17 protein-coding genes and 1 pseudogene are annotated in these 23,705 nt (G+C 72.0%); 8 read left to right on the top strand and 10 right to left on the bottom strand.

Translation table 11 applies throughout. The features are described from left to right. Positions 1-9 precede the first annotated feature (9 nt). Genes ABZV42_RS19715 through ABZV42_RS19705 form a run of 3 tightly spaced genes read left to right on the top strand, consistent with a single transcriptional unit; the run spans position 10 to position 4,811 of the window. Complete coding sequence (locus ABZV42_RS19715) at positions 10-975, top strand: sugar ABC transporter permease (protein WP_355979250.1); 966 nt, start codon at positions 10-12, stop codon at positions 973-975. Beyond that, on the top strand, positions 972-1,865 hold the full coding sequence (locus ABZV42_RS19710; RefSeq protein ID WP_355979252.1) for a carbohydrate ABC transporter permease: 894 nt from the start codon (positions 972-974) through the stop codon (positions 1,863-1,865). Before ABZV42_RS19715 ends, ABZV42_RS19710 begins: the two co-directional genes overlap by 4 nt. A gap of 12 nt (positions 1,866-1,877) precedes the next feature. Further along, positions 1,878-4,811 carry a glycoside hydrolase family 2 TIM barrel-domain containing protein gene (locus ABZV42_RS19705; protein WP_356052918.1) on the top strand — a complete coding sequence of 978 codons (2,934 nt, stop codon included), beginning with the start codon at positions 1,878-1,880 and terminating at the stop codon, positions 4,809-4,811. A 55-nt stretch (positions 4,812-4,866) separates the two neighbouring features. On the opposite strand, the gene ABZV42_RS19700 is transcribed toward ABZV42_RS19705, so the two are convergent. Beyond that, positions 4,867-5,469, bottom strand: coding sequence for a hypothetical protein (locus ABZV42_RS19700; protein WP_356052916.1), 603 nt, complete (start codon positions 5,467-5,469; stop codon positions 4,867-4,869). Then, the gene (locus ABZV42_RS19695) at positions 5,466-7,178 is read right to left on the bottom strand and encodes a PHP domain-containing protein (RefSeq protein ID WP_355979258.1); all 1,713 of its coding nucleotides are present in this window, start codon (positions 7,176-7,178) and stop codon (positions 5,466-5,468) included. The genes ABZV42_RS19700 and ABZV42_RS19695 overlap by 4 nt, the downstream gene beginning before the upstream one ends. Before the next feature lie 247 nt (positions 7,179-7,425). Here ABZV42_RS19695 and ABZV42_RS19690 point away from each other — a divergent pair, with 247 nt between their 5' ends. Beyond that, positions 7,426-8,025, top strand: a complete 600-nt coding sequence (locus ABZV42_RS19690) for a WHG domain-containing protein (RefSeq protein WP_355979260.1) — start codon at positions 7,426-7,428, stop codon at positions 8,023-8,025. A gap of 87 nt (positions 8,026-8,112) precedes the next feature. Here ABZV42_RS19690 and ABZV42_RS19685 read toward each other — a convergent pair whose 3' ends face one another. Together ABZV42_RS19685 and ABZV42_RS19680 are read right to left on the bottom strand one after the other, a co-directional pair. Continuing rightward, a complete protein-coding gene (locus tag ABZV42_RS19685; RefSeq protein ID WP_356052914.1) occupies positions 8,113-8,859 on the bottom strand; it encodes a rhomboid family intramembrane serine protease in 747 nt (248 codons plus the stop codon). A 35-nt stretch (positions 8,860-8,894) separates the two neighbouring features. Next, positions 8,895-10,649: a DUF2264 domain-containing protein gene (locus tag ABZV42_RS19680; protein ID WP_356052911.1), complete on the bottom strand. Its 1,755-nt coding sequence runs from the start codon at positions 10,647-10,649 to the stop codon at positions 8,895-8,897. A gap of 675 nt (positions 10,650-11,324) precedes the next feature. Between ABZV42_RS19680 and ABZV42_RS19675 the strand changes: the two genes are divergently transcribed. Together ABZV42_RS19675 and ABZV42_RS19670 are read left to right on the top strand one after the other, a co-directional pair. Continuing rightward, entirely contained in the window at positions 11,325-11,723 is a 399-nt protein-coding gene (locus ABZV42_RS19675) for a hypothetical protein (protein WP_356052909.1), read from the top strand. Then, complete coding sequence (locus ABZV42_RS19670; protein WP_356052907.1) at positions 11,716-14,259, top strand: Hsp70 family protein; 2,544 nt, start codon at positions 11,716-11,718, stop codon at positions 14,257-14,259. Before ABZV42_RS19675 ends, ABZV42_RS19670 begins: the two co-directional genes overlap by 8 nt. Before the next feature lie 19 nt (positions 14,260-14,278). Here the strand turns inward: ABZV42_RS19670 and ABZV42_RS19665 are convergent, their stop codons facing one another. Beyond that, positions 14,279-15,685 (bottom strand): RICIN domain-containing protein, encoded by a 1,407-nt coding sequence (locus ABZV42_RS19665; RefSeq protein WP_355979397.1) that lies wholly within the window; start codon positions 15,683-15,685, stop codon positions 14,279-14,281. Positions 15,686-15,932: 247 nt separating this feature from the next. Next, a complete protein-coding gene (locus ABZV42_RS19660) occupies positions 15,933-16,535 on the bottom strand; it encodes a nitroreductase family protein (protein WP_355979269.1) in 603 nt (200 codons plus the stop codon). Positions 16,536-16,831: 296 nt separating this feature from the next. On the opposite strand from ABZV42_RS19660, the gene mmuM reads away from it, so the two are divergent. Further along, the gene (gene mmuM / locus ABZV42_RS19655) at positions 16,832-17,758 is read left to right on the top strand and encodes a homocysteine S-methyltransferase (protein WP_355979272.1); all 927 of its coding nucleotides are present in this window, start codon (positions 16,832-16,834) and stop codon (positions 17,756-17,758) included. 786 nt (positions 17,759-18,544) lie between these two features. Here mmuM and ABZV42_RS19650 read toward each other — a convergent pair. Both ABZV42_RS19650 and ABZV42_RS19645 read right to left on the bottom strand, forming a co-directional pair. Beyond that, a pseudogene (locus ABZV42_RS19650) lies at positions 18,545-20,083 on the bottom strand (carboxylesterase family protein); the annotation flags it as partial. Positions 20,084-20,330: 247 nt separating this feature from the next. Continuing rightward, complete coding sequence (locus ABZV42_RS19645) at positions 20,331-21,014, bottom strand: ThuA domain-containing protein (RefSeq protein ID WP_355979275.1); 684 nt, start codon at positions 21,012-21,014, stop codon at positions 20,331-20,333. Positions 21,015-21,286: 272 nt separating this feature from the next. On the opposite strand from ABZV42_RS19645, the gene ABZV42_RS19640 reads away from it, so the two are divergent. Continuing rightward, the gene (locus ABZV42_RS19640; RefSeq protein ID WP_355979278.1) at positions 21,287-21,700 is read left to right on the top strand and encodes a VOC family protein; all 414 of its coding nucleotides are present in this window, start codon (positions 21,287-21,289) and stop codon (positions 21,698-21,700) included. A 9-nt stretch (positions 21,701-21,709) separates the two neighbouring features. Here ABZV42_RS19640 and ABZV42_RS19635 read toward each other — a convergent pair whose 3' ends face one another. Both ABZV42_RS19635 and ABZV42_RS19630 read right to left on the bottom strand, forming a co-directional pair. Continuing rightward, positions 21,710-22,426, bottom strand: coding sequence for a helix-turn-helix transcriptional regulator (locus ABZV42_RS19635; RefSeq protein ID WP_356052905.1), 717 nt, complete (start codon positions 22,424-22,426; stop codon positions 21,710-21,712). A 98-nt stretch (positions 22,427-22,524) separates the two neighbouring features. Continuing rightward, positions 22,525-23,694, bottom strand: a complete 1,170-nt coding sequence (locus ABZV42_RS19630; RefSeq protein ID WP_356052903.1) for a YihY/virulence factor BrkB family protein — start codon at positions 23,692-23,694, stop codon at positions 22,525-22,527. Positions 23,695-23,705 lie beyond the last annotated feature (11 nt).

Below are 23,705 nucleotides of genomic sequence, written 5' to 3'. Positions count from 1 at the left end.
GGCCCCGACATGTCGATCACCACCCCACGCGGGCTCACGCGCCCCGCCCCGGCAAAGGCCCCGCCGGCCCGGCCGCGGCGGGGGCTGCGCGGCGGCAGCACCCTCAACTTCTGGCTCTTCACCGGCCCCTTCCTCATCGGCCTTCTCGTCTTCGTGTACGTGCCGATCGGCTGGAGCCTGTGGCTGAGCTTCTTCGAGGCACGCTTCACCGTCACCCCCGACAAGTTCGTCGGCTTCGACAACTACCGGCAGATGCTGGAGAACGGCGACTTCACCGGCTCGCTGCTGACGTTCACCGTCTTCGCCGCCTTCATCGTGCCGCTGACCTGGGCACTCTCCCTCGGCCTCGCGCTGCTGGTGAACCGGCTGCGGTTCATGCGCGCGTTCCTGCGGTCGGTGTTCTTCCTGCCGACCGCGTGCAGTTACGTCGCCGCCTCGCTGATCTGGAAGATGTCCATCTTCAGCGGGGTCCGCTTCGGCCTGATGAACACCGTCCTCGGCTGGTTTGGGATCGAGAACATCGCGTGGCTGGCCGACCCCGATCCGCCCTGGTACTGGCTGGTCATCGTGACCGCACGCCTCTGGCTCCAGGCCGGCTTCTACATGATCCTCTTCCTGGCCGCCCTCCAGAACATCCCTCCGGAGCTCTACGAGGCGGCCGCGATCGACGGCGCCGGGCCCGGCTGGCAGTCCTTCCGCCACATCACGCTGCCGCAGCTGCGCGCGACCTCGACAGCCGTGATCCTGCTGCTCCTCGTGGCCGCCTACCAGGCCTTCGACGAGTTCTTCAACCTGCTCTCGAAGACCACCTGGGGCCGCCCGCCGCTCGTCGAGCTGTACTACACGGCGCTCGGCCAGGAGCAGGACTACGGCGCGGGCAGCGCGGGCGCGGTCATCCTCACCCTGCTGATCTGCATGGTGACCCTGCTCCAGGGCAGGTTCCTGGGATTCGGACGCGGGGAGGACGCCCGATGACGGCCGTCACGCGGAGCCGCAAGACCCACACCGCCCCGCCACGGAAACGCGGGCGGAGCGGCCGCGGTGGTGTCCTCGGCGGCAGCGGCCTGTACGTGGCCACCGGGGTCGCCGCGCTGCTGTTCCTCGTCCCCTTCTATCTGCTCGTGCGCAACGCCCTGTCGACCGACGCCGAAATCACCGGCGAGAACTGGCAGTTCTTCCCCACCGACCTCAAGTGGGGCAACGTCGCGGAGCTGTTCGACGACCCCACCGTCCCCTTCGCCCGCTCCCTGTGGAACTCCGCCGTCGTCGGCGTGCTGCACACCCTGGGCACCCTGCTGGTCTGCTCCCTCGCCGGCTACGGCCTCGCACGGATCCCGTACCGGCACGCCGACAAGGTCTTCTACGCGGTGCTGGTCACCCTGATGGTCCCCGCCGCGGTGACCTTCGTGCCGAGCTTCGTGCTCGTGTCCTCGCTCGGCTGGGTGGACAGTCTTCGCGGCCTCATCATTCCGGGGCTTTTCAGCGGTTTCACGTGCTTCCTCTTCCGGCAGTACTTCTTGGGGTTCCCGAAGGAGCTGGAGGAGGCGGCGCGCATGGACGGCCTCGGTCACTGGGGCGCCTATTGGCGCATCGTCGTACCCAACTCCCTCAACTTCTTCGCCGCCATCGGGACCATCACGTTCATCAGCGGCTGGAACGCCTTCCTGTGGCCGCTGGTCATCGGCCAGGACCCCGACGCCTGGACCGTTCAAGTGGCGCTGTCCTCGTACATGACGAACCAGACCGTCAACTTCCATCTGATCTTCATGGCCACGGCCATTTCCATCCTGCCCCTGGTGTTCGTGTTCCTCTTCCTCCAGCGCTGGCTGGTCCAGGGAATCGCACAGACCGGCATCAAGGGCTGAACTAGGAGACGCATGTCTTTCCGCACCTCTCCCGGACAACCGGCCTCTCCCCCGTCCACCACCGGCTACGTCGAGGACGTCTCCCCCGGCAGCGGCGCTCTCGCTCCCCGCGCCTGGTACGCGACCTCGGACGCCAGGTCCTGTTCCCTGAACGGCGGTTGGGACTTCAGGCTCTCCCCCACCGCCGACGCCGAGGACGACTCCTTCGCCACCGAGGACTACGACGCCACGGGCTGGGCCGAGGTCCAGGTACCCGGTCACTGGGTGCTCCAGGGCCATGGCGCGCCGGCCTACACCAACCACCTCTACCCGTTCCCGGTCGACCCGCCGCGCGTACCGACCGAGAACCCGACCGGCGACCACCTGCGCCGCTTCGACCTGCCGTCCGACTGGGCCGCGGACGGCGGTACGGTCCTGCGCTTCGACGGGGTCGAGTCCTGTGCCCGGGTCTGGCTGAACGGCACGGACCTCGGCGAGTTCAAGGGCTCGCGGCTGCCGCACGAGTTCGCCGTGGGCCATCTGCTGAAGCCCGGCGCCAATGTGCTCGCGGTCCGGGTGCACCAGTGGTCGGCGGGCTCCTATCTGGAGGACCAGGACCAGTGGTGGCTGCCGGGCATCTTCCGCGACGTCACCCTGCTGCACCGCCCGCAGGGCAGCGCACTCGACTTCTTCGTCCACGCCTCGTACGACCATCACCAAGGCCTCGGCACCCTGCGTGTCGACTCCGATGTCGACGGCAGGGTCCTCGTGCCCGCGCTGGACATCGATGTCGGGACCGGGACACCCGTCACCGTCCCGGTGCTGCCCTGGACGGCCGAGACGCCCCGGCTGTACGACGGCGAGCTGGTCACCGGGGGCGAGCGCGTCCCGCTGCGCATCGGCTTCCGCACGGTCGAACTCCGGGACGGCCTGATCGAGGTCAACGGCAGGGCCGTCCTGTTCAAGGGCGTCAACCGGCACGAATGGCATCCGGAGAAGGGCCGCGCCCTGGACCCGGAGACCATGCTCGCGGACGTACTGCTGATGAAGCGGCACAACATCAACGCCGTGCGCACCTCGCACTACCCGCCCCACCCCGCCTTCCTCGACCTGTGCGACACCTACGGGCTCTGGGTCGTCGACGAATGCGACCTGGAGACCCACGGTTTCACCGAACAGGCCTGGCGCGACAACCCCGTCGACGACCCCCGCTGGACCCCCGCGCTGCTCGACCGGGCCGCGCGCATGGTCGAGCGGGACAAGAACCATCCGTCGGTCGTCCTGTGGTCGCTCGGCAACGAGGCCGGCACCGGGCGCGGTCTGACCGCGATGGCCGAGTGGATCCGAGCCCGGGACGGTTCACGGCTCATCCACTACGAGGGCGACCACGACTGCCGTGACACGGACGTCTATTCGCGGATGTACGCCGATCACGCCGAGGTCGAGCGGATCGGCCGGCACCAGGACGGCGGAGGACTGAGGCGGCGCCGACTGCCTTTCATCCTCTGCGAATACGGGCACGCCATGGGCAACGGCCCCGGCGGCATCGACGACTACCAGCATCTGTTCACCTCCCACGACCGGCTCCAGGGCGGCTTCATCTGGGAGTGGATCGACCACGGCGTCAAGGACGAGCGCCACGGGTTCGCGTACGGAGGGGACTTCGGCGAGGAACTGCACGACGGGAACTTCGTCTGCGACGGACTTCTCTTCCCGGACCGGACGCCGTCTCCCGGACTCCTCGGGTACAAGAAGGTGATCGAGCCCGTCCGCATCGACGGCGGGGACTCCGCCACCCTGCACGGTGAACGCCGGGGACCCGGCGCGGGCTGGGACGGCACCGTGCGCGTCACCAACGGGTACGACTTCGCGGACCTTTCCCATCTGGCCTTCGAGTGGTCGTACCAAGTGGACGGCGAGACCGTCGAGTCGGGGCCCCTCTCGGTACCCGCGACGGCACCGGGCGAGTCGGCCGACGTCAAACTGCCGGCGCCGCCCGCCGACCCGCGGGGGGCCGAGGCATGGTGGACGGTCCGGGCGGTGCTCGCCGAGGAGACGGCGTGGGGGCCGCGCGGCCATGTCGTCGCCTGGACTCAAGTTCAGTCGGTCCGGGCCGAGTTGCCGGCATTCGTGCCGTCGACGGCTCCCGTCCCGGGCGGACGGGTGATCACCCTCGGCCCCGGCACCTTCGACGCCCGCACCGGAGTGCTGCTGTCCATCGGCGGCACCGAGGTCACCGGCCCACGCCTGGACGTCTGGCGCGCCCCGACCGACAACGACAACGGCGCGCACTGGCAGCCGGACGCCCGTCACGGCCCGCTGTGGCGGGCGCTGGGCCTGCACCGGATGCGGCACCGCCTGGACGCGGTGGAGGCGGACGGGAACTCCCTGACCGTACGCACCCGGGTGGCGCCCGCGGCCCGGGACGTGGGCCTGCGCACGGTGTACCGCTGGACCTCCGACGGCACACGGCTGCGGCTGACCGTGTCCGTGACGCCGGAGGGCCGGTGGGCACTGCCCCTGCCCCGACTCGGTGTCCGGCTCGGGCTCGCGGGCTCCGCGGACCGGGCGACCTGGCTCGGCGGCGGCCCCGGAGAGGGATATCCGGACACCAAGGCAGCCTGCGCGCAGGGTCGTTGGGAGTCGACGGTCGACGCGATGCAGACGCCCTACGTGCGCCCGCAGGAGAACGGCGCCCGGCCCGACGTCCGATGGGCCGAGATCGGCGGACTGCGGATCGAGGGCGACCCTGCCTTCTGGTTCACCGCGCGCCGCTGGACGACCGAGGAGCTGGACGCGGCGGAGCATCCGACGGATCTGCGCCCCGGTGACACGGTCTGGGTCAACCTCGATCACGGCCAGCAGGGCATCGGTTCGCAGTCGTGCGGTCCCGGCGCCCTTCCGCGCTACCAACTGAGGGCCGCCCCGGCCGAGTTCTCGTTCGTGTTCTCCGAGATCCCGGACTGAGGCCCGCGTCCCGGGTGCGGCCGGACGGCTCTCCCCAGCCGTCCGGCCGTACCCGTCAGTGATCGGCGCAGCAGGGTGTCGGGTTGGGCACCTCGAAGGGCACCAGGGTGCCCCCGGCGGCCGGCATCGCCGCGAGGACGAGACGGCCGTCGCGCCACTCCGGTCGTACGTGCTCACGCGTGACCAGCTTCGCCTCCGGGGAGGCACCCTCGGGCGAGCCGAGCACGGCGACCCGGTCCACCGCGCTGACCTCCAGCAGCCTCGCGACGGTCAGGACACCGGTCAGGGCGCCGGCCCCCGGGTACAGGACGGCTCGGCCGCCCGTGCGCGCCAGGTGTTCGGCGGCGGCGTGGGCGGCTCCGGCCACGAGCTCGTCGGGCCCGTGCCGGTCCTCGCCGAAGGCGACACCCAGAGGGGCGCCGGTTTCGGACGAGGCGTCGTCCGTGAGCCACTGCCGGGCCGCACGGGCCGCCCGCTCCGACGGCAGGGCGAAGGACAGCGCCGTGTGCGGCCGCCGCCCGTCCCGAACGTGGTGCGTGCAGCCCACCGCTTCCGCGCCCAGGCCGAGTTCAGCGGCGACCGCGCGCAGCAGATGGTCGGCCTCGCGCAGGGCTCCCGTATGACCGGTGTCGACTCCGACGACGTACCGCTCGCTCACGAAGGCAGGACCCACACCGGGTTGGAGTAGAACCACAGGTCCTTCCACGGGTCGGCGTCACCGAGGACGTCCACCGCCGGGCCCTGCGGGTCGACCGCCGCGCCCCTGAGGCCGACGGCGGAACGGTTGCCGTCGGTGCCGCGCAGACGGACGTACACCGGACGGTCGACGGCGCCGAGGTCGTAGGTGAGGCGGACCGTGCCGGACGACTTGTTCACCTCGTAGGTCTTGGCGACCCGCGCGGTGGGGGCGGTGAGCGTGTCCCGGTCGGAGGCCGCGCCCGTCACATCACCCTGGATGACGTCGACACGCGCCAGCTTGGGCACGAAACCTGCCCAGTTGGGGCCTCCGGCCAGCCCGAGGTCCACGGTCAGCGTGACCCGGGTGCCCTTGCGTACGTGCAGCGCGCCGCCGAGGGTGGCCCAGCGGCCGCCACCGGAGACCCGCGCGTCGAGACCGCTGACGAGCTGCCCGTGGTCGACCCACACGCGGCCGGCGCGGATGCCGTCCATCACGGCGGCGTAGGAGAATCCGTCCGAGCCGACGTGCGTACGGCTGTACTGGCCGGGCCAGTAGTCGCCCTGCGTGGTGTCGATCCTGCCGCCGTAGACCGGGTCGGTGTGCCGGCCGTTGGCGGTGAAGTCGCTGTCCGGGCCGCCCCGTACGGCGGTGTCCGTGTAGACCTGGTGGGAGTCGGAGTTGGCGGTGATCCACCAGGGCTTGCCCTCGGCGAGCAGGCTGTCCCACAGGCCGCCGACGGTGGCGGTCATCCAGTCGAAGCCGCCCCAGGTGCGGTAGCTCTCCAGCGGGTACCCGGCGAAGGAGTTGGCGCTCGGGCTGTTGTCGTACAGACCGCGCGCGACGCCCATGCCGTACGTCTTCTCGATGCCGCCGCCCTGGTGGCCCGGCGCGCCCTCGAAGCCGACGGCGATCTGGTGGGACGCGGGGGTCGCGTCGCGCCAGGCGCGGATCTCGTGCGGGGAGTCGAGGCCCTTGCGGGCGGGGTGGTTGGCCAGCATCAGGACGTCCTTGACGCGGCGCCGCTGAACCTGCTCGGCAAGGAAACTGAGGCCCGCGATGGCGAGTGCCTCGTTGGCCGGCGTCGAGTCGGAGGCATTCTTGACGCTGCCGTCGTAGTCGGTCTCGAACTGCTTGAGGACCGCGACCTCGTTGCGGCCCGGGTGGACGAAGACGGTGCCGTGCTCGGCGGCGGGGATGTTCCATTCGAGGCCCTGGAAGACGAGGGTGTCCTCGTAGGTGTCCCGGGCCTCCTGGATGTCCGGGTTGACCTTGTCCACACCGATCTTGGCGTGGGTTTCGCTGCCGTGGTCGGTGATGACCATCCAGTCCAGGCCGTGCGCCGCGCCCTGCCTGACCTGGTCGCCGACGCGGTACTTGCCGTCGCTGCTGTACTGGGTGTGGATGTGGTGGTCTCCGGCCAGCCACAGGAAGCCGTTCTTTCTCCGGCCGCCCGTGGAGGCGTACGCGGGGGTGGCGGCCCCCTGCGCGAGGACACCGCCGGCGGCCAGGCCGGCGCCGAGCAGTCCCGCGCGGCGCAGCAGCGACCGTCGCGACTGCTGCTCGGGGGTGAGCGCCTCGTCGGGTACGGAGGTGTCGAAGGCGGCCGGCAGCGGGGCGCCCGTGTCCTCGTGAGCGTGATGGTGGTGATGCTGGTGCCCGTGCTCGCCGTGTCCGTGCGTGTGCCCCATGACCGCCTCCTGAGTCCAGCCCCGCCCCTGCGGGCGCGTCATGAGGAGATTCGGGCCGGAGCATGAACGGCGGGCGGCCCCCTCGTGTTCGCGGAGCGACCTGAATCGGTCAACTGGCTATATCTGTGGGCGCGTTGCCGTGGAGCGTGTCCGTTGCGTCATGAATTCCACGGAGTCGGCGGTCGTGCGGTACTAGGCTTCTGCCTGGGTTCCCCAGGGAATGTTCTGTGGCGCAAAGGTGGTTCTCATGGCTCGTGCCGGACTCACGACCGAGCGGGTCGTGCTGGCGGCGGCCGATCTCGCGGACGAGATCGGCTTCGAGAACGTCACCGTGGCCGCGCTCGCCCGGCGGTTCGGGGTGAAGGACGCGAGCATGTATGCGCATGTTCGGAACATCCGCGAACTGCGCGAGCGCGTCGCGCTGCTCGCGTCCGGCGAGATGATCGACAGGATCGCCACCGCGGTGGCCGGGCGGGCCGGCAAGGACGCGCTCGTCGCCTTCGCCGACGCCTATCGCGCGTACGCGCTGGAGCGGCCGGGCCGCTACCGGGCCACCCACACGCAGCCCGACCCGGCCCTGCTCGCGGAGCGGGCCGAGTACCGCCGCACGGCGGAGGTCACGGCCGAGGTCACCTACGGGATGCTCCGCGCCTACGGGCTGTCCGAGCCCGACCTGACCGACGCCGTACGTCTGTTGCGCAGCACGTTCCACGGCTACTGCGCCCTGGAGGCCATCGGCGGCTTCGGCGCACCCCGCGCCGTGGAGACATCATGGCGCCACGCCCTGGACGCGCTGCACGTGACCCTGGAGAACTGGCCACGCGCCGCGGACGGCCGGCACGGCTGAACCACGCCTCTCACGGCGCGCCGACGGCTCCGAGGGGGGCGTGGCCGGGTTGCTCGGAGCCGGTGGACCACCGAAGTGTGTCCCCGGTCAGAGCAGCCCGAGATCGCCCAGTTCCTTGTGCAGGTCCGCGCGTGGGCCGGCGGTGTTCGGGTTCGGGGTGCGGTGGGCGGGTGCTCCCGTGGCGGGGCCGGGGCCCGGGAGGGGGCCTGGGCGACGGTCCCGGAAGATCCAGGCGCCGGCCAGGCCGCCGATCAGGCCCCCGAGGTGGCCGAGCCAGCTCACTCCGGGCGTCCCGGGTACCGCCACGGTGAGCATGTAGGCGAAGGAGGCCGCCATGACGACACCGATCAGCGTGTCGATCAGATGCCGGTCGAAGATCCCGCGGACCACGACATAGCCGAAGTAGCCGAAGATCAGCCCGCTGGCGCCCACCGTGTCCACATCGCCACGTTCGAAGAACCACACGACGAGCCCGCTGGTCACCGCCACCAGCAGGCTCAGTCCGAGGAAGCGGACCACGCCTCGGTAGGCGGCGAGGAACCCGAAGACGAACAGCGGCCCGGAATTGCTCTCGATGTGCGCCCAACTCCAGTGCAGGAAGGGCGCGCTGATGATGTCGGGCAGCGTCGTGACGTCGCCGGACACCACGCCGTAGTCCCGCGAGAGCGCGTAATGGTCGGTGAAGTTGGCCAGTTGCACCAGCCAGACGATCGCGACGAAGCCGAACATCACGAAGAACGCCTTCCGCGCCTCCGTGATCATCCGCTCCGCGTCCATCGGACCGACGCCGGCTCTGCCGCCCAGACCGCCCCAGTTCCTGTCCGGACCGCCCATGACACACCCCCTGCCCCGGCGGACCCGTTTCCGCCTCACCCCGAACTGTAAGGACTGCCGGTGAAGTCGCCGCCGCCCGGATGGACGATCCCGCCGGTGCCGTCGAACCGGAAGCCCGCCGTTCCTCCCGCGGTCCAGGTCACCGTCAGTCCGTACGCGCCCGGCCCCGCGTCCTCGGACGCCGTCACCCGCACGGACACCAGGTCCGCGAGCGGAAGGGGGTCCCGGTCGGCGGTGAGGCGGACGAGGGCGACGAACAGGGAAGGAGCCTCCCCGGTGACGCCCTCCCCCGTTCCCGACAGACCGTACCCGGGCAGGAGTTCGGAATGTACGCCGTCGCGCACGGCCCAGCCCGTGACCCGTACGAGCGTCCCCGGGGCCGCACCCGACACCAGATGGGCCCGCACCTCCACGGCACCCCGGGCGACCACGAGGGAGGTGACCTCGACGCCCTCCGAGACGGTGTGCCGGGACGCCGCCCAGCCCTCCCCGACGCCCAGCGGGACGATCCCCGTACGGCTCGCGTCGGCACCGACGATCACGCTGTTGTCGTACGAGGGCGAGGGCGAGGGCGCCGTCACCGTCGAGTAGGCGAGCCGCGTGTAGTACGGGTCGTAGCGGACGTCCTCGCTGCCGTGGTTGTGGAGGCGGACCAGACCGTCCGAACGCGTCGACTGGAGCAGCCAGTTGGGCGGGCCGACCGGGGTGACGGCGTCGGCGCGTTCCGCCGGCCCCGGTTCCTCCGTGGCCGTCCAGACCTCGTGTTCCGCGGGCAGCAGCAGAGCCACGAAGGCCTTGCTCGCCCAGTACGGCGAGGCCGGTCCCGAATAGTGCTGGAGGAACGCCTCGTCGGGGCCGTGCCAGCCGAGGGTGAGCAGGCCGTTGCCGTCCACCGCGCCCCGGTCGAGGAAGTAGCGCAGGGCGCTCGAGGCGAGGCGGCGCGTCTCGCCCGGGGACAGGGGTGTGCGGCCGGTGAGAGCGCCGAGCCACAGCGGGGCCGTGGCCGCGAAGCGGTAGGTGAGCGAGCGGCCCTGGAGCATCGGCGCCCCGTCGCCGCCGAACAGACGGGCGTAGTCGCCGAGATGGGCCTCCAGGCGGCCCGCGTACAGGTCGAGGAGCCGGTCGTCGTCCGCCAGCCACGCGTGCAGCACCGGGTAGAGGTGCATGGCCCAGCCGTTGTAGTAGTCGAACTTGCGCCCGTCACCGTCGGTGTACCAGCCGTCGCCGAGGTACCACTGCTCGATGCGTTCCAGGCCCCGGTCGACCGCGGCGCGTGACGCCCCGGGCTCGTAGCCGACCTCCTGGAGGAATCCGCCGACCGTCACGGGGAACAACTCCCAGTTGCAGGGCCAGGGTTCGGCCGTCAGCGCGTCGCCGAGCCACTCGGCGGCCCGTTGCCGTACGCCGTCGTCCAGGCGGTCCCACAGCAGGGGCCGGGTCAGCCGCAGCGCGAGCGCGATCGACGCGGCCTCGACGAGCGGCTGACCGCGGTCCTCGACTCGGGGCCAGACTCCGGCCGTTCCGGCGGCCAGGCCTCGCGCGTACCGTTCCAGGACCTTCTCGTCACGGCGGAAGCCGGCCAGCAGCAGCGTACGGGCGTAGCCCTCCAGACCGTCGGAGAGCCTGCCCGAGGTGCTCGTGTGCTTCCCGGGGAAGTGGTAGAGGGCCTGGTCGTCGGTGGCGTACGGGGCGACCGCGGCGAGCAGGGAATCGGCGGCCGCCTCCCAGTGGGCGCGGGTCCGGCCGGTGTACGGGCTCAGGGCACGGTCCTCGGGCGGTTGTGCGGGCATCACGTGAGGCTCCCTGTGTGGGCTCCGCCGGCGTCTCGGCACGCCGGGCGTGTGGAGCGGCGGGCATGGGGGGCGGCGGGTGTCTCGGCGCGCCGGGTGTCCGGGGTGGATACCTGGGGCGCCCCGGTTCCGGTCGGGACGCCCCAGGGACTCATCCCACCCTCACCAGCGCCTTCGGCACCAGCGGCAGGGCGAGGAGTTCGTCGCGGACGGACCGCGTACACCGCCGGGGGCGGCACGACGGCGAGACCTCGCATGGACGGTACCCCTGCCGGACAAGCGCTTACCAGAGCGCGGCCGAATTTCACATGATGGCCCATGCCCGCCGCACGAAAGCCATTTCACTTCGAGACGTCGACTGCCACTCCGCGAGACACCCGCGCCCCTCCAGAAGGAGGCATCCCCATGTCCGTATCCCCGAACAGGCCGGTCCGACGCCGGCCAGTACAGCGTGCCGGGGATCGACGTGGTGAGCGGATCCGGGACGACGTCGTTCCTCGGCGACGGCACGTCGATCGACGCCCCGCACCTGCCGGCCCGACCCGGGGGGACCGCACCCTACACACCTCGCCGGGGAAGGAATCACATTTCCCCCATTCCCTCTGAAGCGCGACTTCGAGGTGCCACATTGGACTCTCCCGGGTGAGGGCCCGGGTTGTCGACGGGGAGGGAACCGTGAGCGATCCGCGGCGCGACGCCGTGCTGGTGTTCACCGACGAGGCGGACCCCGAGGGCGCGGAGGACTCCATGTCCCTCCTGGCGGAGGAGCTGTCCCTGCTGGATCTGTCCCACGTACGACAGCCGACGGACGGTCCGGCTCCCGACGGCACCCGGGCCGGGCAGGCGGTGATCTGTACGACGCTCCTCGTCGGCACGACGAGCGCGGCGACGCTGCGGGCACTCGTCGCGCTGGTCCAGGACTGGCTCGCGCGCCGCAACTCGGGCTCGATCGACATGACGATCGACGGTGAGGAACTGCGTCTGACGTCGGTCTCCCGCGCGGACCAGCGGCGCGCCGTCGAACTGTTCGTCGCCAGGCACGCCGCTCGAGAGGCCGACCTGCCCGATGCGTAAAGCAGCGCTTCTCGTCGTCAACCAGCACTATGCGGACGGGCATTTCGACGAACTGCCGGGCGCCGCCGCGGACGCCGAGCACCTCGCCGCCGTGCTCGGCGACCCGGCCGTCGGCGAGTTCGAGGTCACCGTCGTCGAGAACGGCACGGCACCGGAGATCCGCAAGGCGATCCAGTCCTTCTTCGCCCACGCGCAGAGCCAGGACCTGCTCCTGCTCCACCTCTCCTGCCACGGACGCAAGGACCCGCGAGGCCGGTTGTACTTCGTCGCCTCGGACACGGAGGAGGCCTATCTGGACGCGACCGCGGTCTCCTCCCAGTTCGTCGCGGACCAACTGGAGCAGAGTCTCTGCCGACGGGCCGTCGTCCTGCTGGACTGCTGCTACAGCGGAGCGTTCGCGAAGGGGCTGAGAACCCGCGGCGCCGCGCCCACCGTCGACGTCAAGGAGCCCTTCTCGGGGCGGGGCCGGGTCGTCATCACGTCCTCGACCGCCCTCCAGTACAGCCACGAGAGCGAGCTGAGCAGCAGGGACCGGGCCGAGCCGTCCATCTTCACCGCCGCCGTGGTGGAAGGACTGCGGGACGGCACGGCCGACCTGGACGGGGACGGCTATGTGTCGGTCGAGGAGCTGTACTCCTTCGTCCACGACCGCGTACGCAGCCGGCTGCCGAGCCAGACGCCGACCCGGAGCGTCAACAACTCCGAGGGCACCCTCTATCTGACGCGCAACCCCGGCGTCGGCCGGCTGACGGCGCCCGAGGACCCGGGGCTTCCCGAAACGCTCCGCGCCGCGATCCTCACCGGGGCCACCTGGCAGCGGCTCGGCGCCCTGCACGAGGTGGAACGGCTGCTCGGCAGTTGGCGCGGCCCGGTCCGCGAGGCCGCCCTGGAAGCGCTGACCGTGCTGGTCCACGACCGGGACCCGCTGGTCGGCTCCCAGGCCGAAAGCCTCTGGCACAGCCGTGGCCTGGGCGAGCTGCCTTCCAGCGCCCGGGACACGGTCCGGGTCGCCCAGCCGCTCGCGACCGGGTCGAAGATCCTCGGCATCGATTTCGGGACGACCAACTCCGCGGTGGCCGTCTTCCTGGACGGCGAGGTGCGGGTCATCGCGAACCGGTACGGAGACGTCACCACGCCGAGCGTCGTGGCGTTCGCCGAGGACGGGACGCTGCTGGTGGGGAAGGCCGCCAAGGAGCAGGCCTCCCGCGTTCCGGGCGGCGGCATCCACCGGGTCAAGCTGGAACTGGGGACAGGATGGACCTACCGGCACGGGGTCCGCCGCTTCTCCGCCGAGGAGGTCGCCTCCTGGATCCTCGCCGACCTGCGCGGGAGCGCGGAAGCCCGGCTGGGCGAGACGGTGACGCGGGCGATCCTCACCGTGCCGGCCCACTTCACCTACGTCCAGCGCGCGGCACTGGCGGACGCGGCGGCCCTCGCCGGCATCGAAGCGGTCCGGATGCTGAACGAGCCGACCGCCGCGGCGCTTTCGTACGGCCTCGGCCGTGACGAAGAGAACATCATGGTGTTCGATCTGGGCGGGGGCACCTTGGACGTGTCCCTGGTCGGCATCAGTGACGGGGTCGTCGAGACGCTGGTCACCGGCGGCGACAGCAAGCTCGGGGGAAGCGACTGGGACCGCCGTGTCGTCGATCATCTCGTCCGTGAACTCGCCCTGCGCCAGGGCGTCCGGCTCACCGACCGGGCCGCCCTCCAGCGGGTGGCCGAGGCTGCGGAAGCCGCGAAGATCGAGCTGTCGTCGGCCACGGCCACCGCCGTCACCCTGCCGTACATCGCGAACTCCCCTTCAGGGCCTGTGCACTTGGACGTCACGCTGACACGCGGGCAGCTGGAGGGGTTCACGAAGGATCTGCTGGAGTGCTGCGGGCAGCCGGTGCGGCGTGCGCTGAAGCCCGCCTGGAACTTCGAAGGGGTCGAGGACGTCGACCACTTCATCCTGGTCGGCGGTGCCACCCGGATGCCGGCGATCGCCGGGCTCGTCAAGGAGCTGGCGGGCGGCCGGGAACCGATCCGGACCATCATCCCCGAAGGGGTGGTCATCGGCGCCGCGCTCCAGAGCGCCGTGCTGACCGGCCAGTTGCACGACGTACTGCTCCTGGACGTGACCTCGCTCCCTCTCGGCGTCGAGACGAAGGACGGCGTCCTGGCCCGGATCGTCGACGGGGACACGACGATCCCGTCGCGGCGCAGCGACATCTTCTCCACTGTCGAGGACGGGCAGTCCCATGCCCAGATCAACGTCTACCAGGGCGACCGTGAGCTCGCCGCGTACAACACGAAGCTCGGAGTGCTCGAACTGCCGCTGCGGCGGGCCCCACGTGGTGTTCCCCGGATCGAGGTGACCTTCGACATCGACGCCAACAACGTGGCGCGCGCCGCGGCCAAGGACCTCGGCACGGGTGAGGAGGTGTCCGTGCTGCTGGACCGGCACAGCGCAGCCCACGCCCGGGCCCAGGAATCCGACCCCCGGAAGGCATTGGCCCAGATCCCCACGGACCCGCCGGAGGCCGGTTCCTGACCGCGAACCCGGCCTTGGGTCAAGTGCCGTGTGTCCACTGCTGGTTGGCGCCGCCGTTGCAGGTGTACGTGATGAGCGGCGCGGAGTTGGCGGTGGAGGCGCCGGACACGTCCAGGCACTCGCCGGACGCCCTGGACTTGAGAAGCACATAGCTGCCGGATGCCGTCACCGACCACTGCTGGGTGGCGGCGCCGGCGCAGTCCTCCTGGGTGACGCCGGTGGCGTTCTCGGTCAGGCACAGGGAACTGCCCCGGCCCATCAGCTCGTAGTAGCCGCCGAGGGCCTTGAACCAGAACTTCTGGTTCGCTCCGCCGTTGCAGGTGTACTGGGCGAGCGCGATCCCCTGCCACAGCGACTGGTTGGGGACGTCCGCGCACTTGCCGGAGTGACGGGCGGTCAAGGTCTCGTAGGCGGCGGTCGTCGTACCGATGGTCCCGGTGACCGTGTCGACGCTGATCTCCGGGGACCAGGACAGGGACATCGTGGTGGCCGTCGGGAAGACGAGCGGCAGCCAGACGTACCGGGAGTCGTCGACCGTGCCGCCGAACGAATCGCCCCAGCGGTCGCCCATGTAGAGATAGGAGGTCCCCGAAGTCCCCTGTACGGGAAGGACGTACGCGGTCTGCGAGCCGTACGCCGTGGAGTCGCCGACGTTCGCCATCGCGGTCCAGGGGCCGGCGAGCGAGGTGGCGGTGGCGTACTGCTGCTGGTTGGGGCTCCAGCCGGTCGCCGCCGAGGTCAGCATGAAGTAGACGCCGCCCCGCTTGAACAGCGCGGGCGCCTCGCGGTGTCCGCCGTGCCAGGGGTCGGCGACCAGGGCCGCGATGCCCGTGTAGTCGGCGGTGAGCCGGTAGATCTGGAGGTCGTAGTTCTCACGGGCGGCGGAGACCATGTAGCCGGTTCCGTCGGTGTCGACGAAGGTCGTGATGTCACGGGACATGTACTGGCCGAGCGGCTGGAAGCTGCCTTGATAGGTGTAGGCGCCGTCCACGGTGTCCGAGACGGCGACGGCGGCACGCGCCTCGCTGTAGTCGACCCCGTTCTCCTTGTGCATCCACATGACGAACTTGCCGGTGGACGCGTTGTACATGACCTTGGGCCGCTCGATGTAGGCCGTGCCCAGCTCCGCGGCGCTCGACTGCGTCAGGACGTGGTTGCGGAACTCCCAGGTCTTCAGGTCGGTGGAACGGTAGGCGTCGACGTATCTGAAGGTGTTGTCGGCGTTGCGGTTCTCCCCGAACCAGTAGTAGTAGCTGCCCACTTTGACGACCCCGCCTCCGTGGGCGTGCACGGCGTCGCCCGAAGTGGCTGTGAACTGGGTGCCGTTGGTGATGGTCTGGGCCGCCGCCCGGGCGGGCGCGGCGGCGAGGAGTCCCCCGGCGACGGCCAGACAGAGAGCGGCCAGGAGGGCGTACACGCGTCTCAGCGGGTGCCCTTCGGCGGAACGGGCTCGGGGAGCGGGCAGGGCTGGCAGGACTCGAGGGGTGAGGCGGGCTCGGGAGGCGAGAAGGGCTCGGGAGGTGGGGATGGTGCGGCTCGTGCGGCTCATGGGTGACCGTCCGTCCGGTATGCCGAACTTCATCTGCGATTACGAACGTTGCCGCCGAAAAAGTAAGCGCGTACTACGGCGAGGTCAACGGGTCGGACGTGGCCGGTCCTCCGTCATGTGCCGGTCAGCTGTGCAGGCCCCAGTGCCCCCGGTGGACGACCTCCTCCACCCCCCGCCGGCGTTCCGCGATTCGCGCACCCTGCGGGGGGACGTCGTCCGACCGGTAGCCGACGGTGATGCCGCCGATGGGCGCGTACTCCTCGGGGACGCCGAACTCGGCCCGGAAGGGCTCCAGTTGCTCGGGCATGATTCCGAAGAAGCAGGCGTCGAGCCCTTCGTCGACCGCGCTGAGCAGCATCATGAGGGCGGCCATCCCCGTGTCGATGTACCAGTACGGGGCCGGCCAGCGGGCCTCGGCGCGGTCCTCCCAGCCCTTGTCGGGTTCGGCGTACCGTTCCAGATAGACCGCCTTGTGGGCGAGCGGCACGACGACCAGCGGGGCGTCCCGCATGGTCGGCGTCTGCTCGGCACGGGTGGGGACGAACGGCCAGAAGCGTGCGCGGTCGGCGGGGTCGGTGAGCGCCAGGAACGCCCAGCCCTGGGAGAAGCCGGCCGACGGGGCCCGTAGCGCGGAGGCGAGGATTCTCTCCACCGCCTCGGGGGCCAGCGGTTTGTCGGAGTAGTGACGGATCATGCGGCGGCGACGGACCACTTCGGAGAACTCCATGTCACCCGATCCTGCCAGGGTCCGGGCCGGTTGCGACGGGGCGCCGTCCGGATCAAGCCTCGCGCGGGGGCGCCGACGCACGACCGCCCGGCGGGCCGGCAGCGGGGCGGCAGCGGACCGACAGCGGGGCGCGAACCGACACCGGCGAGCGGGACCAGAGGGGTCAGCGGGGTCAGCGGCCGGAGCGTTGTCGTGGATCTCGGGTCCGCGAACGGCCGCGTCTCAGCCACCGGGACGACCGCCCACCAGGTGGACAGCGCCGGGGTGCGGCACCCCTGATCGGCTAGCGTCGTGGCATGGCCAGCGACAACGCCCTCACCCTCGCCGCCGCACTGTCCTCCGGCACGCTCGTGCTCGACGGGGGCATGTCCAACCAGCTCGAAGCGGCCGGACACGACCTCGCCGACTCGCTGTGGTCGGCACGGCTGCTCGCGGACCGGCCCGAGGCGATCGTCGAGGCCCACCTCGCCTATTACGAGGCGGGCGCGGACGTGGCGATCACCTCCAGCTACCAGGCGACGTTCGACGGCTTCGCCCGCCGTGGCATCCCCCGCGAACGGGTCGCCGAACTGCTCGGCCTCAGCGTCGAGGCGGCCCGCGAGGCGGCCCGGCGCGCGCACGCGAAGGGCGTGGCGCGGCCGCTGTGGGTCGCCGCGTCGGTGGGCCCGTACGGGGCGATGCTCGCGGACGGCTCCGAGTACCGGGGGAGGTACGGGCTGAGCGTCGCGGAACTGGAGCGGTTCCACCTCCCGCGCCTGGAGGTGCTGGCCGCCGCCGGGCCCGATGTGCTGGCTCTGGAAACCGTCCCGGACACGGACGAGGCCCGGGCGCTGCTCCGGGGGATACGCGGGCTCGGCGTGCCCGCGTGGCTGTCGTACAGCGTCGCCGGTGGGCGTACGCGGGCCGGGCAGTCGTTGGAGGAGGCCTTCGCCCTGGCCGCCGAGGCGGACGAGGTCATCGCGGTCGGGGTCAACTGCTGCGCCCCCGAGGACGTCGACGCGGCCGTCGCCACCGCCGCACTCGTGACCGGAAAGCCGGTCGTGGTCTACCCGAACAGCGGCGAGGCATGGGACGCCGAGGCCCGCGCCTGGACCGGCGACTCCACGTTCACGGCCGCCCAGGTCGGCGACTGGGAACGGGCCGGAGCCCGGCTGATCGGCGGCTGCTGCCGGGTGGGCCCGGAGGCGATCACGGGAATCACGTCGGCCCTGCGAGCCGCGTAACGCTGCACCAGCCTCGCTCCGGCCGGCCACCGGGACTCGTACAACGCCGGTCGGGACCGGCCCCTGCCCGGACACCGCAGGCTCGGACTCCCCCGGGCAGCCCCGCGAGAACCCACGCCCCCGCGCGACACCCCGCGCCCGTAAACCCACCCGCCTCAGAGGCACCCGGGCACCCCGCGCGGCGCCCCAAGCCCGTACACCCACCCCGACCTCAGAGGCACCCCGGCGTACCCGCATCCCCGCGCGACACCCCGAGCCCGTACACCCACCCCGGCTCAGAGGCACCCCGGCGTAGCCGCGACCCCGCGCGACACCCCGACCCCGTACCCCCAGCTGAGAGGCACCCCGGCGCACCCGTGACCGGAGGCGGGCTCACCGTCGGCCGGCGCCGCCCAGGCGGCGGAAGCGTCGTACGGCCGACAGCGGCGTCGTGATCCGCACGGGCACGTCGACGGCGGGAGTCCCGGACGCGGACCCGCCCTCCGGCAAACCCTCCCCCGGGCCCTCCCCCGGCGCTCCATCCGCCGCCCCGGGCAGGCCCTCGGCCGCCCCGAGCGCCCCCTCCTTCACCTCGGGCGGGCCCTCCGCAGGCTGGTCGGCGGTCTTCGCGGCGGGACGGCTGGAGGGATCGGCGGCCGGACGGCTGGAAGGACCGGCCGGATCGGCGGTTGCCTCGGTGGTGGGTGGTCCGGCGGCCGCGAGTGTCGGGATCGTGACGGCCCCGACCGTGGAGCCGCCGGTGTGCCTGCGGGTGGGGCCGGTCGCGGGCCCGGTCGCCGCTCTGGCCGAATCGGCTTCCCACAGGGCGAGTTCACGGTCGCGCGGCCCGTGCGCGGTGTACGGGTCGCCGGCGCCGAAGACCCGGACCGGGTGCGAGGCGTCCCACGCGGCCCACCCCGGGTCACCGTCGACCGCGAACCGCACCCACGCGCCGTGCATGGCCTCCGCCAGCTCCTGCGGGGCGCCCTCGCCCGCGAGCTTCGCCGACTCCGGTGCTCCGGTGGTGTCGAAGACGAAGCCCAGTTCCAGCGCGTGACAGGCGCCGAGTCCGGGCACATTGGAGGGCCAGGCGAACTCGTAGACGTGCGCCGGGGCCCGGCCCTCGCCGGGGACGTCCGCGTCGAGGGAGGCGGTGGGCGTGCCGCTGCGCGCGTCGGCGAGGCGGTGCAGCGGCACCCGCAGGAGATGGTCGGTGATCATCTGGCCGACGAGATCGGCGGTGCCGGCCTCCGGATGGAGGGCTCGGTAGCCGCGGGGCACCTCGTGACCGCAGCGGCAGCGGGCCATCGCGCCGGCCAGGGCGACCGGTCCGAGCCGGTCGACGCGCTCCATGAGCCCGCCGGGCACGAGCCACAGCCGGTACTCGTCACGGGTCCAGCCGAGCAGGAGGCCGACGTCCGCCGCGGCGCCCTCGACCAGGGCCTCCAGCGGGTCGCGGGGCACGAGGTCGCCGTCGACGACGATGCCGAACGCGGGGCCGCCGAGCACCGGGCTGCTGAGCCTGCCCACCTCGGCCTGGGTGCGCAGCAACAGGTCGCGGTCCACGGCGGCGAAAGCCTCCGCCGTCGCGGGGATCTTCAGCCGGGTGGCCATCCTGCGCACCATGCGGCGCACCTTGTCGCGATCGCTCGCCTCGGGCGGCCCGCTCTGGAGCGCCGCCCGCCGGAAAAGGCCCCGGGAGCGCGGGCTCGCGAGCAGCGCGCCGATACTGATGGCTCCGGCGGACTCGCCGAAGACGGTCACCCGGCCGGGATCCCCGCCGAACCGGGCGACGGACTCCCGCACCCACTCCAGCGCGGCGAGCTGGTCGCGCAGCCCCGGGTTGGCCGGCGCGTCCGGGAAGAGGCCGTAACCCTCCACGCCCAGGCGGTAGTTGACGGACACGAAGACCACGCCGTCGCGGGCGAAGGCACGCCCGTCGTACACGGGCACGGCCGAGGAGCCGCGGGTCAGGGCTCCGCCGTGGATCCACACCATGACGGGCAGGCGGGCGGCGGGGTCCGGCGCCGGGGTCCACACGTTGAGGTTGAGGCAGTCGTCACCGGGCACGACGGGGTCGGCGAGGAGCCGGGCGAACGCCTCGGAGTACGGCGGCTTCGGCGGTGTCGGTCCGAACGCGGCGGCGTCCCTGACCCCGTCCCAGGGCTCGGGCGGCTCCGGCGGGCGGAACCGGCGGGCGCCGAAGGGCGGGGCTGCGTAGGGGATGCCCCGGAAGACCGCGATCCCGTTCTCGTAACGGCCGCGCACCGCTCCGTAGGGGGTGGAGACCACCGGGTCCTTCGTCTCCGCCACCGGATCCACCGAGTCCACCGGGTCCACCGCCATCCGGGACCAGCTCCTCACCGTCGCGCGCTGTAAGGATCAGAGCACCACATCGCGTCCCGGTATTCCTGCGGACGTCCCCTGGACGGCCGATACCGCCGTACGACGCGGGCCGGCCGCCGGAATCCGGAGGGGCCCCTGCGGGATCCGGCGCCGGGTCGGCGGCTCAAGCCCGCCCGGGTCGGCGGCTCAGGCCCGCCGGGGTCGCGCGGCGGCTCGGCGGCCCAGGCCCCCGGTGTCCCGCGCCGGGTCAGTGCCCCCGGTCCGAGACGGCCGCGGAGGACTCCCGTGCCGCCCAGAGAATGCCGCCGAGCAGATGCCGGCGAAAGTCCGGGTCCTCGTAGGCCTGCGCGGCATGTCCGAGGGCGGTGTAGAAGACCCGGCCGGCGCCCTGCTCCCGGCACCACACGAGCGGGTGGTCGGCGCCCATTCCCCCGCCTTCGTAGGAGGTTTCGTCGGCGGAGGCGAGCACACGCACCGAATCGCGCGGGTTGGAGCGGAAGTCGTACCATTCGTCCGTGAACTCCCAGACCGGCGGCAGGAGCCGGGTCGCGGGATGTCCGTGGTCCTCGACGAGGACCCGGCCCGGCTGGAGGTCCGGGTGCCGGTCGAAGCGGGCGCCGAGCAGTTCGCCGTAGTGGGGCCAGTCGTACTCGGTGCAGGCGGCGGCGTGCACCCCGACGAAGCCCCCGCCGCCCTCGACGTGGGCGGCGAGCCGGTCACGGCCCCGCGGGGTCAGCACCTCGCCGCTCGTCGACAGGAAGACGACGGCCGCGTACGGGTCGAGGGGGGCCTCGAGGACCGCGGGGTCCTCTGTGGCCTCGACGTCGAAGCCGTGCGCGCGGCCGAGGGAGCGCACGGCGCCGACGGCGGCCGGGATGGAGTCGTGCCGGTAGCCGGTCGTACGCGTGTACACGAGAACGCGGAAGGTCATGCCCGGAGCCTAAAGGCCGTCCCGTAGTCCCCTGCGGGCGCGCGACGACAGCTACGGCTCCCCCAAGCTCTTCGAGCAGGGGGTACCCCCACGCCGCGTTGCCGGATCGCCCGAATACGCCCAGCATGAGGACGACCCTCCGCCTTGCGATGCACCGCATCCGACGCCGCGCGCTGATCCACCGGGGATTACGTGACAGCCCTTGGGGTCGCTTGCCGGGGGTGTCCGTTTCCTTCAAGACCGGCCGTCGGCGGCCCGCCTACGGTGGCCGTATGACTCCACGATTCGACGTGATCGGGCTGGCCGTTTCCGACATGGCCGCCTCCATCGCCTTCTACAGCCGTCTCGGGCTCGTCTTCCCCGAAGGCGCGCGGAACGAGCCGCACACCGAGGCCGGGCTGCCGGGCGGGCTGCGCCTCGCGCTGGACACTGAGGAGACCATCCGGTCGTTCCACACCGGGTGGCGGCCCCCGAGCGGCGGCGGCCGGGCGTCGCTCGCCTTCCGGTGCGAGAGCCCCGCCGAGGTCGACTCCGTCTACGAGGAACTCGTGGGCGCGGGCCACCACGGCGAGCTCAAGCCGTGGGACGCCTTCTGGGGCATGCGGTACGCCGTCGTGCACGACCCGGACGGCAACGGCGTCGACCTGTTCGCCCCGCTTCCGGAAGATCCGGCCTCAGCTCAGTAGTACGGCCCCTCACCGGTGGCCGACCAGTTCACCGAGCGTCGCTCCGGTCAGCTCCCTCACTTCCCGCGCCAGATGGGCCTGGTCCGCGAACCCGGCGCGCAGCGCGGTCTCCGCGAAGGGCACGCCGTCCCGGGCGAGGGCGAGCGCCCGCTGCAACCGCAGGATCCGGGCCAGGGTCTTCGGTCCGTACCCGAAGGCGGCGAGCGAGCGGCGGTGCAACTGGCGTGCTCCCAGGCCGAGCCGGTCGGCCGTCTCGGCGACCGGGCGGCCCGCGTCCAGGGCGGAAACCACGTCCCGGAGCAGCGGATCGGGGGCCGGGGCCTCGGCCGCCCGGAGCAGCGCGACCTCTTCGAGCGCGTCCACGGGGTCGGCGGCCGCGTCGATCCGCGCGGCGATACGGCGCACCTCGGCGGCCGGCCACAGGTCGGTCAGTTCCACGCGCCGGTCCCGGAGTTCGTTCGCCGGCACGCCCAGATAGCCGGGCGCCGTGCCGGGACGGAAGCGGACGCCCGCCCAGCCGCCGGAGACTCCGGCCGGGACGTGGGCCCTGGTGTCGGGCCCGGCGACGAGCAGCCGCCCCTCGGTCCACAGCAGATCCATGCAGCCGTCCGGGAGCACGGCACGGGAGGCGCTCTCCGGCGTGGCCCCGCCGTCCGGTGCGGGACCGGCCACGACGCGGCTCCAGAGCACCGCGCCCGGCAGCCGGGACGCCCGTTCCGCGTACATGTCCGCCAGGCTACGCCGGACGGGCCGGGTCGTCCTGGAGGAGCCGGAGCGCACGGTCCACTGCCGGGTCCGCCGGGCTGCGCCGCCGCCGGCCGGGCTCATCCCTCGGGCGGGTGCTCCTCGCCGTTCTTCGGGGCGTGGTGGGGGTGGTGGGGGTTCTTCACGTGGGTGCGCAGACGGGAGGAGACGTCCTCCGGGGGCAGGAAGCGCGACCAGCGTTCGGGGAACTCGGAGGGCATGTCGGGGTCGTCGGGATCGGCGTCGTACGAGCGGTGCGCGGCGGCACGGGCCACGTACTCGGCGGCCTGGGCCTCGCGCAGCCGCTCGCCGGCGGCGCGGGCGGCGGCGGTCGCGGCGGCCGGCCAGATCCGGTCGATGGCGGCGTTGACGGCGGCGCCGACCAGGACGGCGAAGGCGGCGACACCGATCCACAGCAGGACGGCCACGGGGGCGGCGAGCGAGCCGTAGATGGTGGGGCCCTCGATGGTGCTGGTCAGGTAGACGCGGAGCAGGAAGCTGCCGAGCACCCACATCGCGAGGGCCACCAGCGCACCCGGCACGTCCTCCACCCAGGGCGACCGTACGGGCACGGACACGTGGTACAGGGTCGTCAGGAAGGCGACGGACAGGATGATGACGACGGGCCAGTACAGGACCTGGACGACGGTGGTCGACCACGGGACGACGTTCACCACGGCGTCCGGGCCCGCCACCATCAGCGGGAGCGCGACGGAGCCGATCAGCAGCGCCACGATGAACAGCAGGAAGGACATCATCCGGGTCTTGACGATGCCCCGGGTGCCGTCGAGGCCGTACATCACGGTGATGGTGTCGACGAAGACGTTCACCGCGCGCGAGCCCGACCACAGGGCGAACAGAAAGCCGAGGGAGATGATGTCGGGCCGGCCGCCCTTCATCACGTCGTGCAGGATCGGCTCGGCGATCTGGTGGACGCCCTTCTGGGTCAGCACCGTGCGGGAGGCGTCCAGGATGTTGGACTCCAGGCTGGCGATGGTGTCCGCGCCGGTCCAGGCGTCCACGTATCCGAGCAGCCCGATCAGACTGAGCAGCAGCGGCGGTACGGACAGGAGCGTGAAGAAGGCGGCCTCGGCAGCCAGTCCGAGAATCCGGTACTCCATGCACGAGTTGACGGTGTCCTTGAGCAGCAGCCAGGCGGTCCTGCGCTTGGAAACGTTCCGGTAGAGCGCGCGAGCGCGGTGGAAGCGGCCCGAGCGAGGCCGTTCAGGTGTTTCTTTTGCCTGGTGCACGTCCTTACGGT

The organism is Streptomyces sp. NPDC005281 (assembly GCF_040607495.1).
In the GTDB taxonomy this organism is placed as follows: Bacteria; Actinomycetota; Actinomycetes; order Streptomycetales; family Streptomycetaceae; genus Streptomyces.
This window is presented reverse-complemented; position numbering and strand designations above follow the sequence as displayed.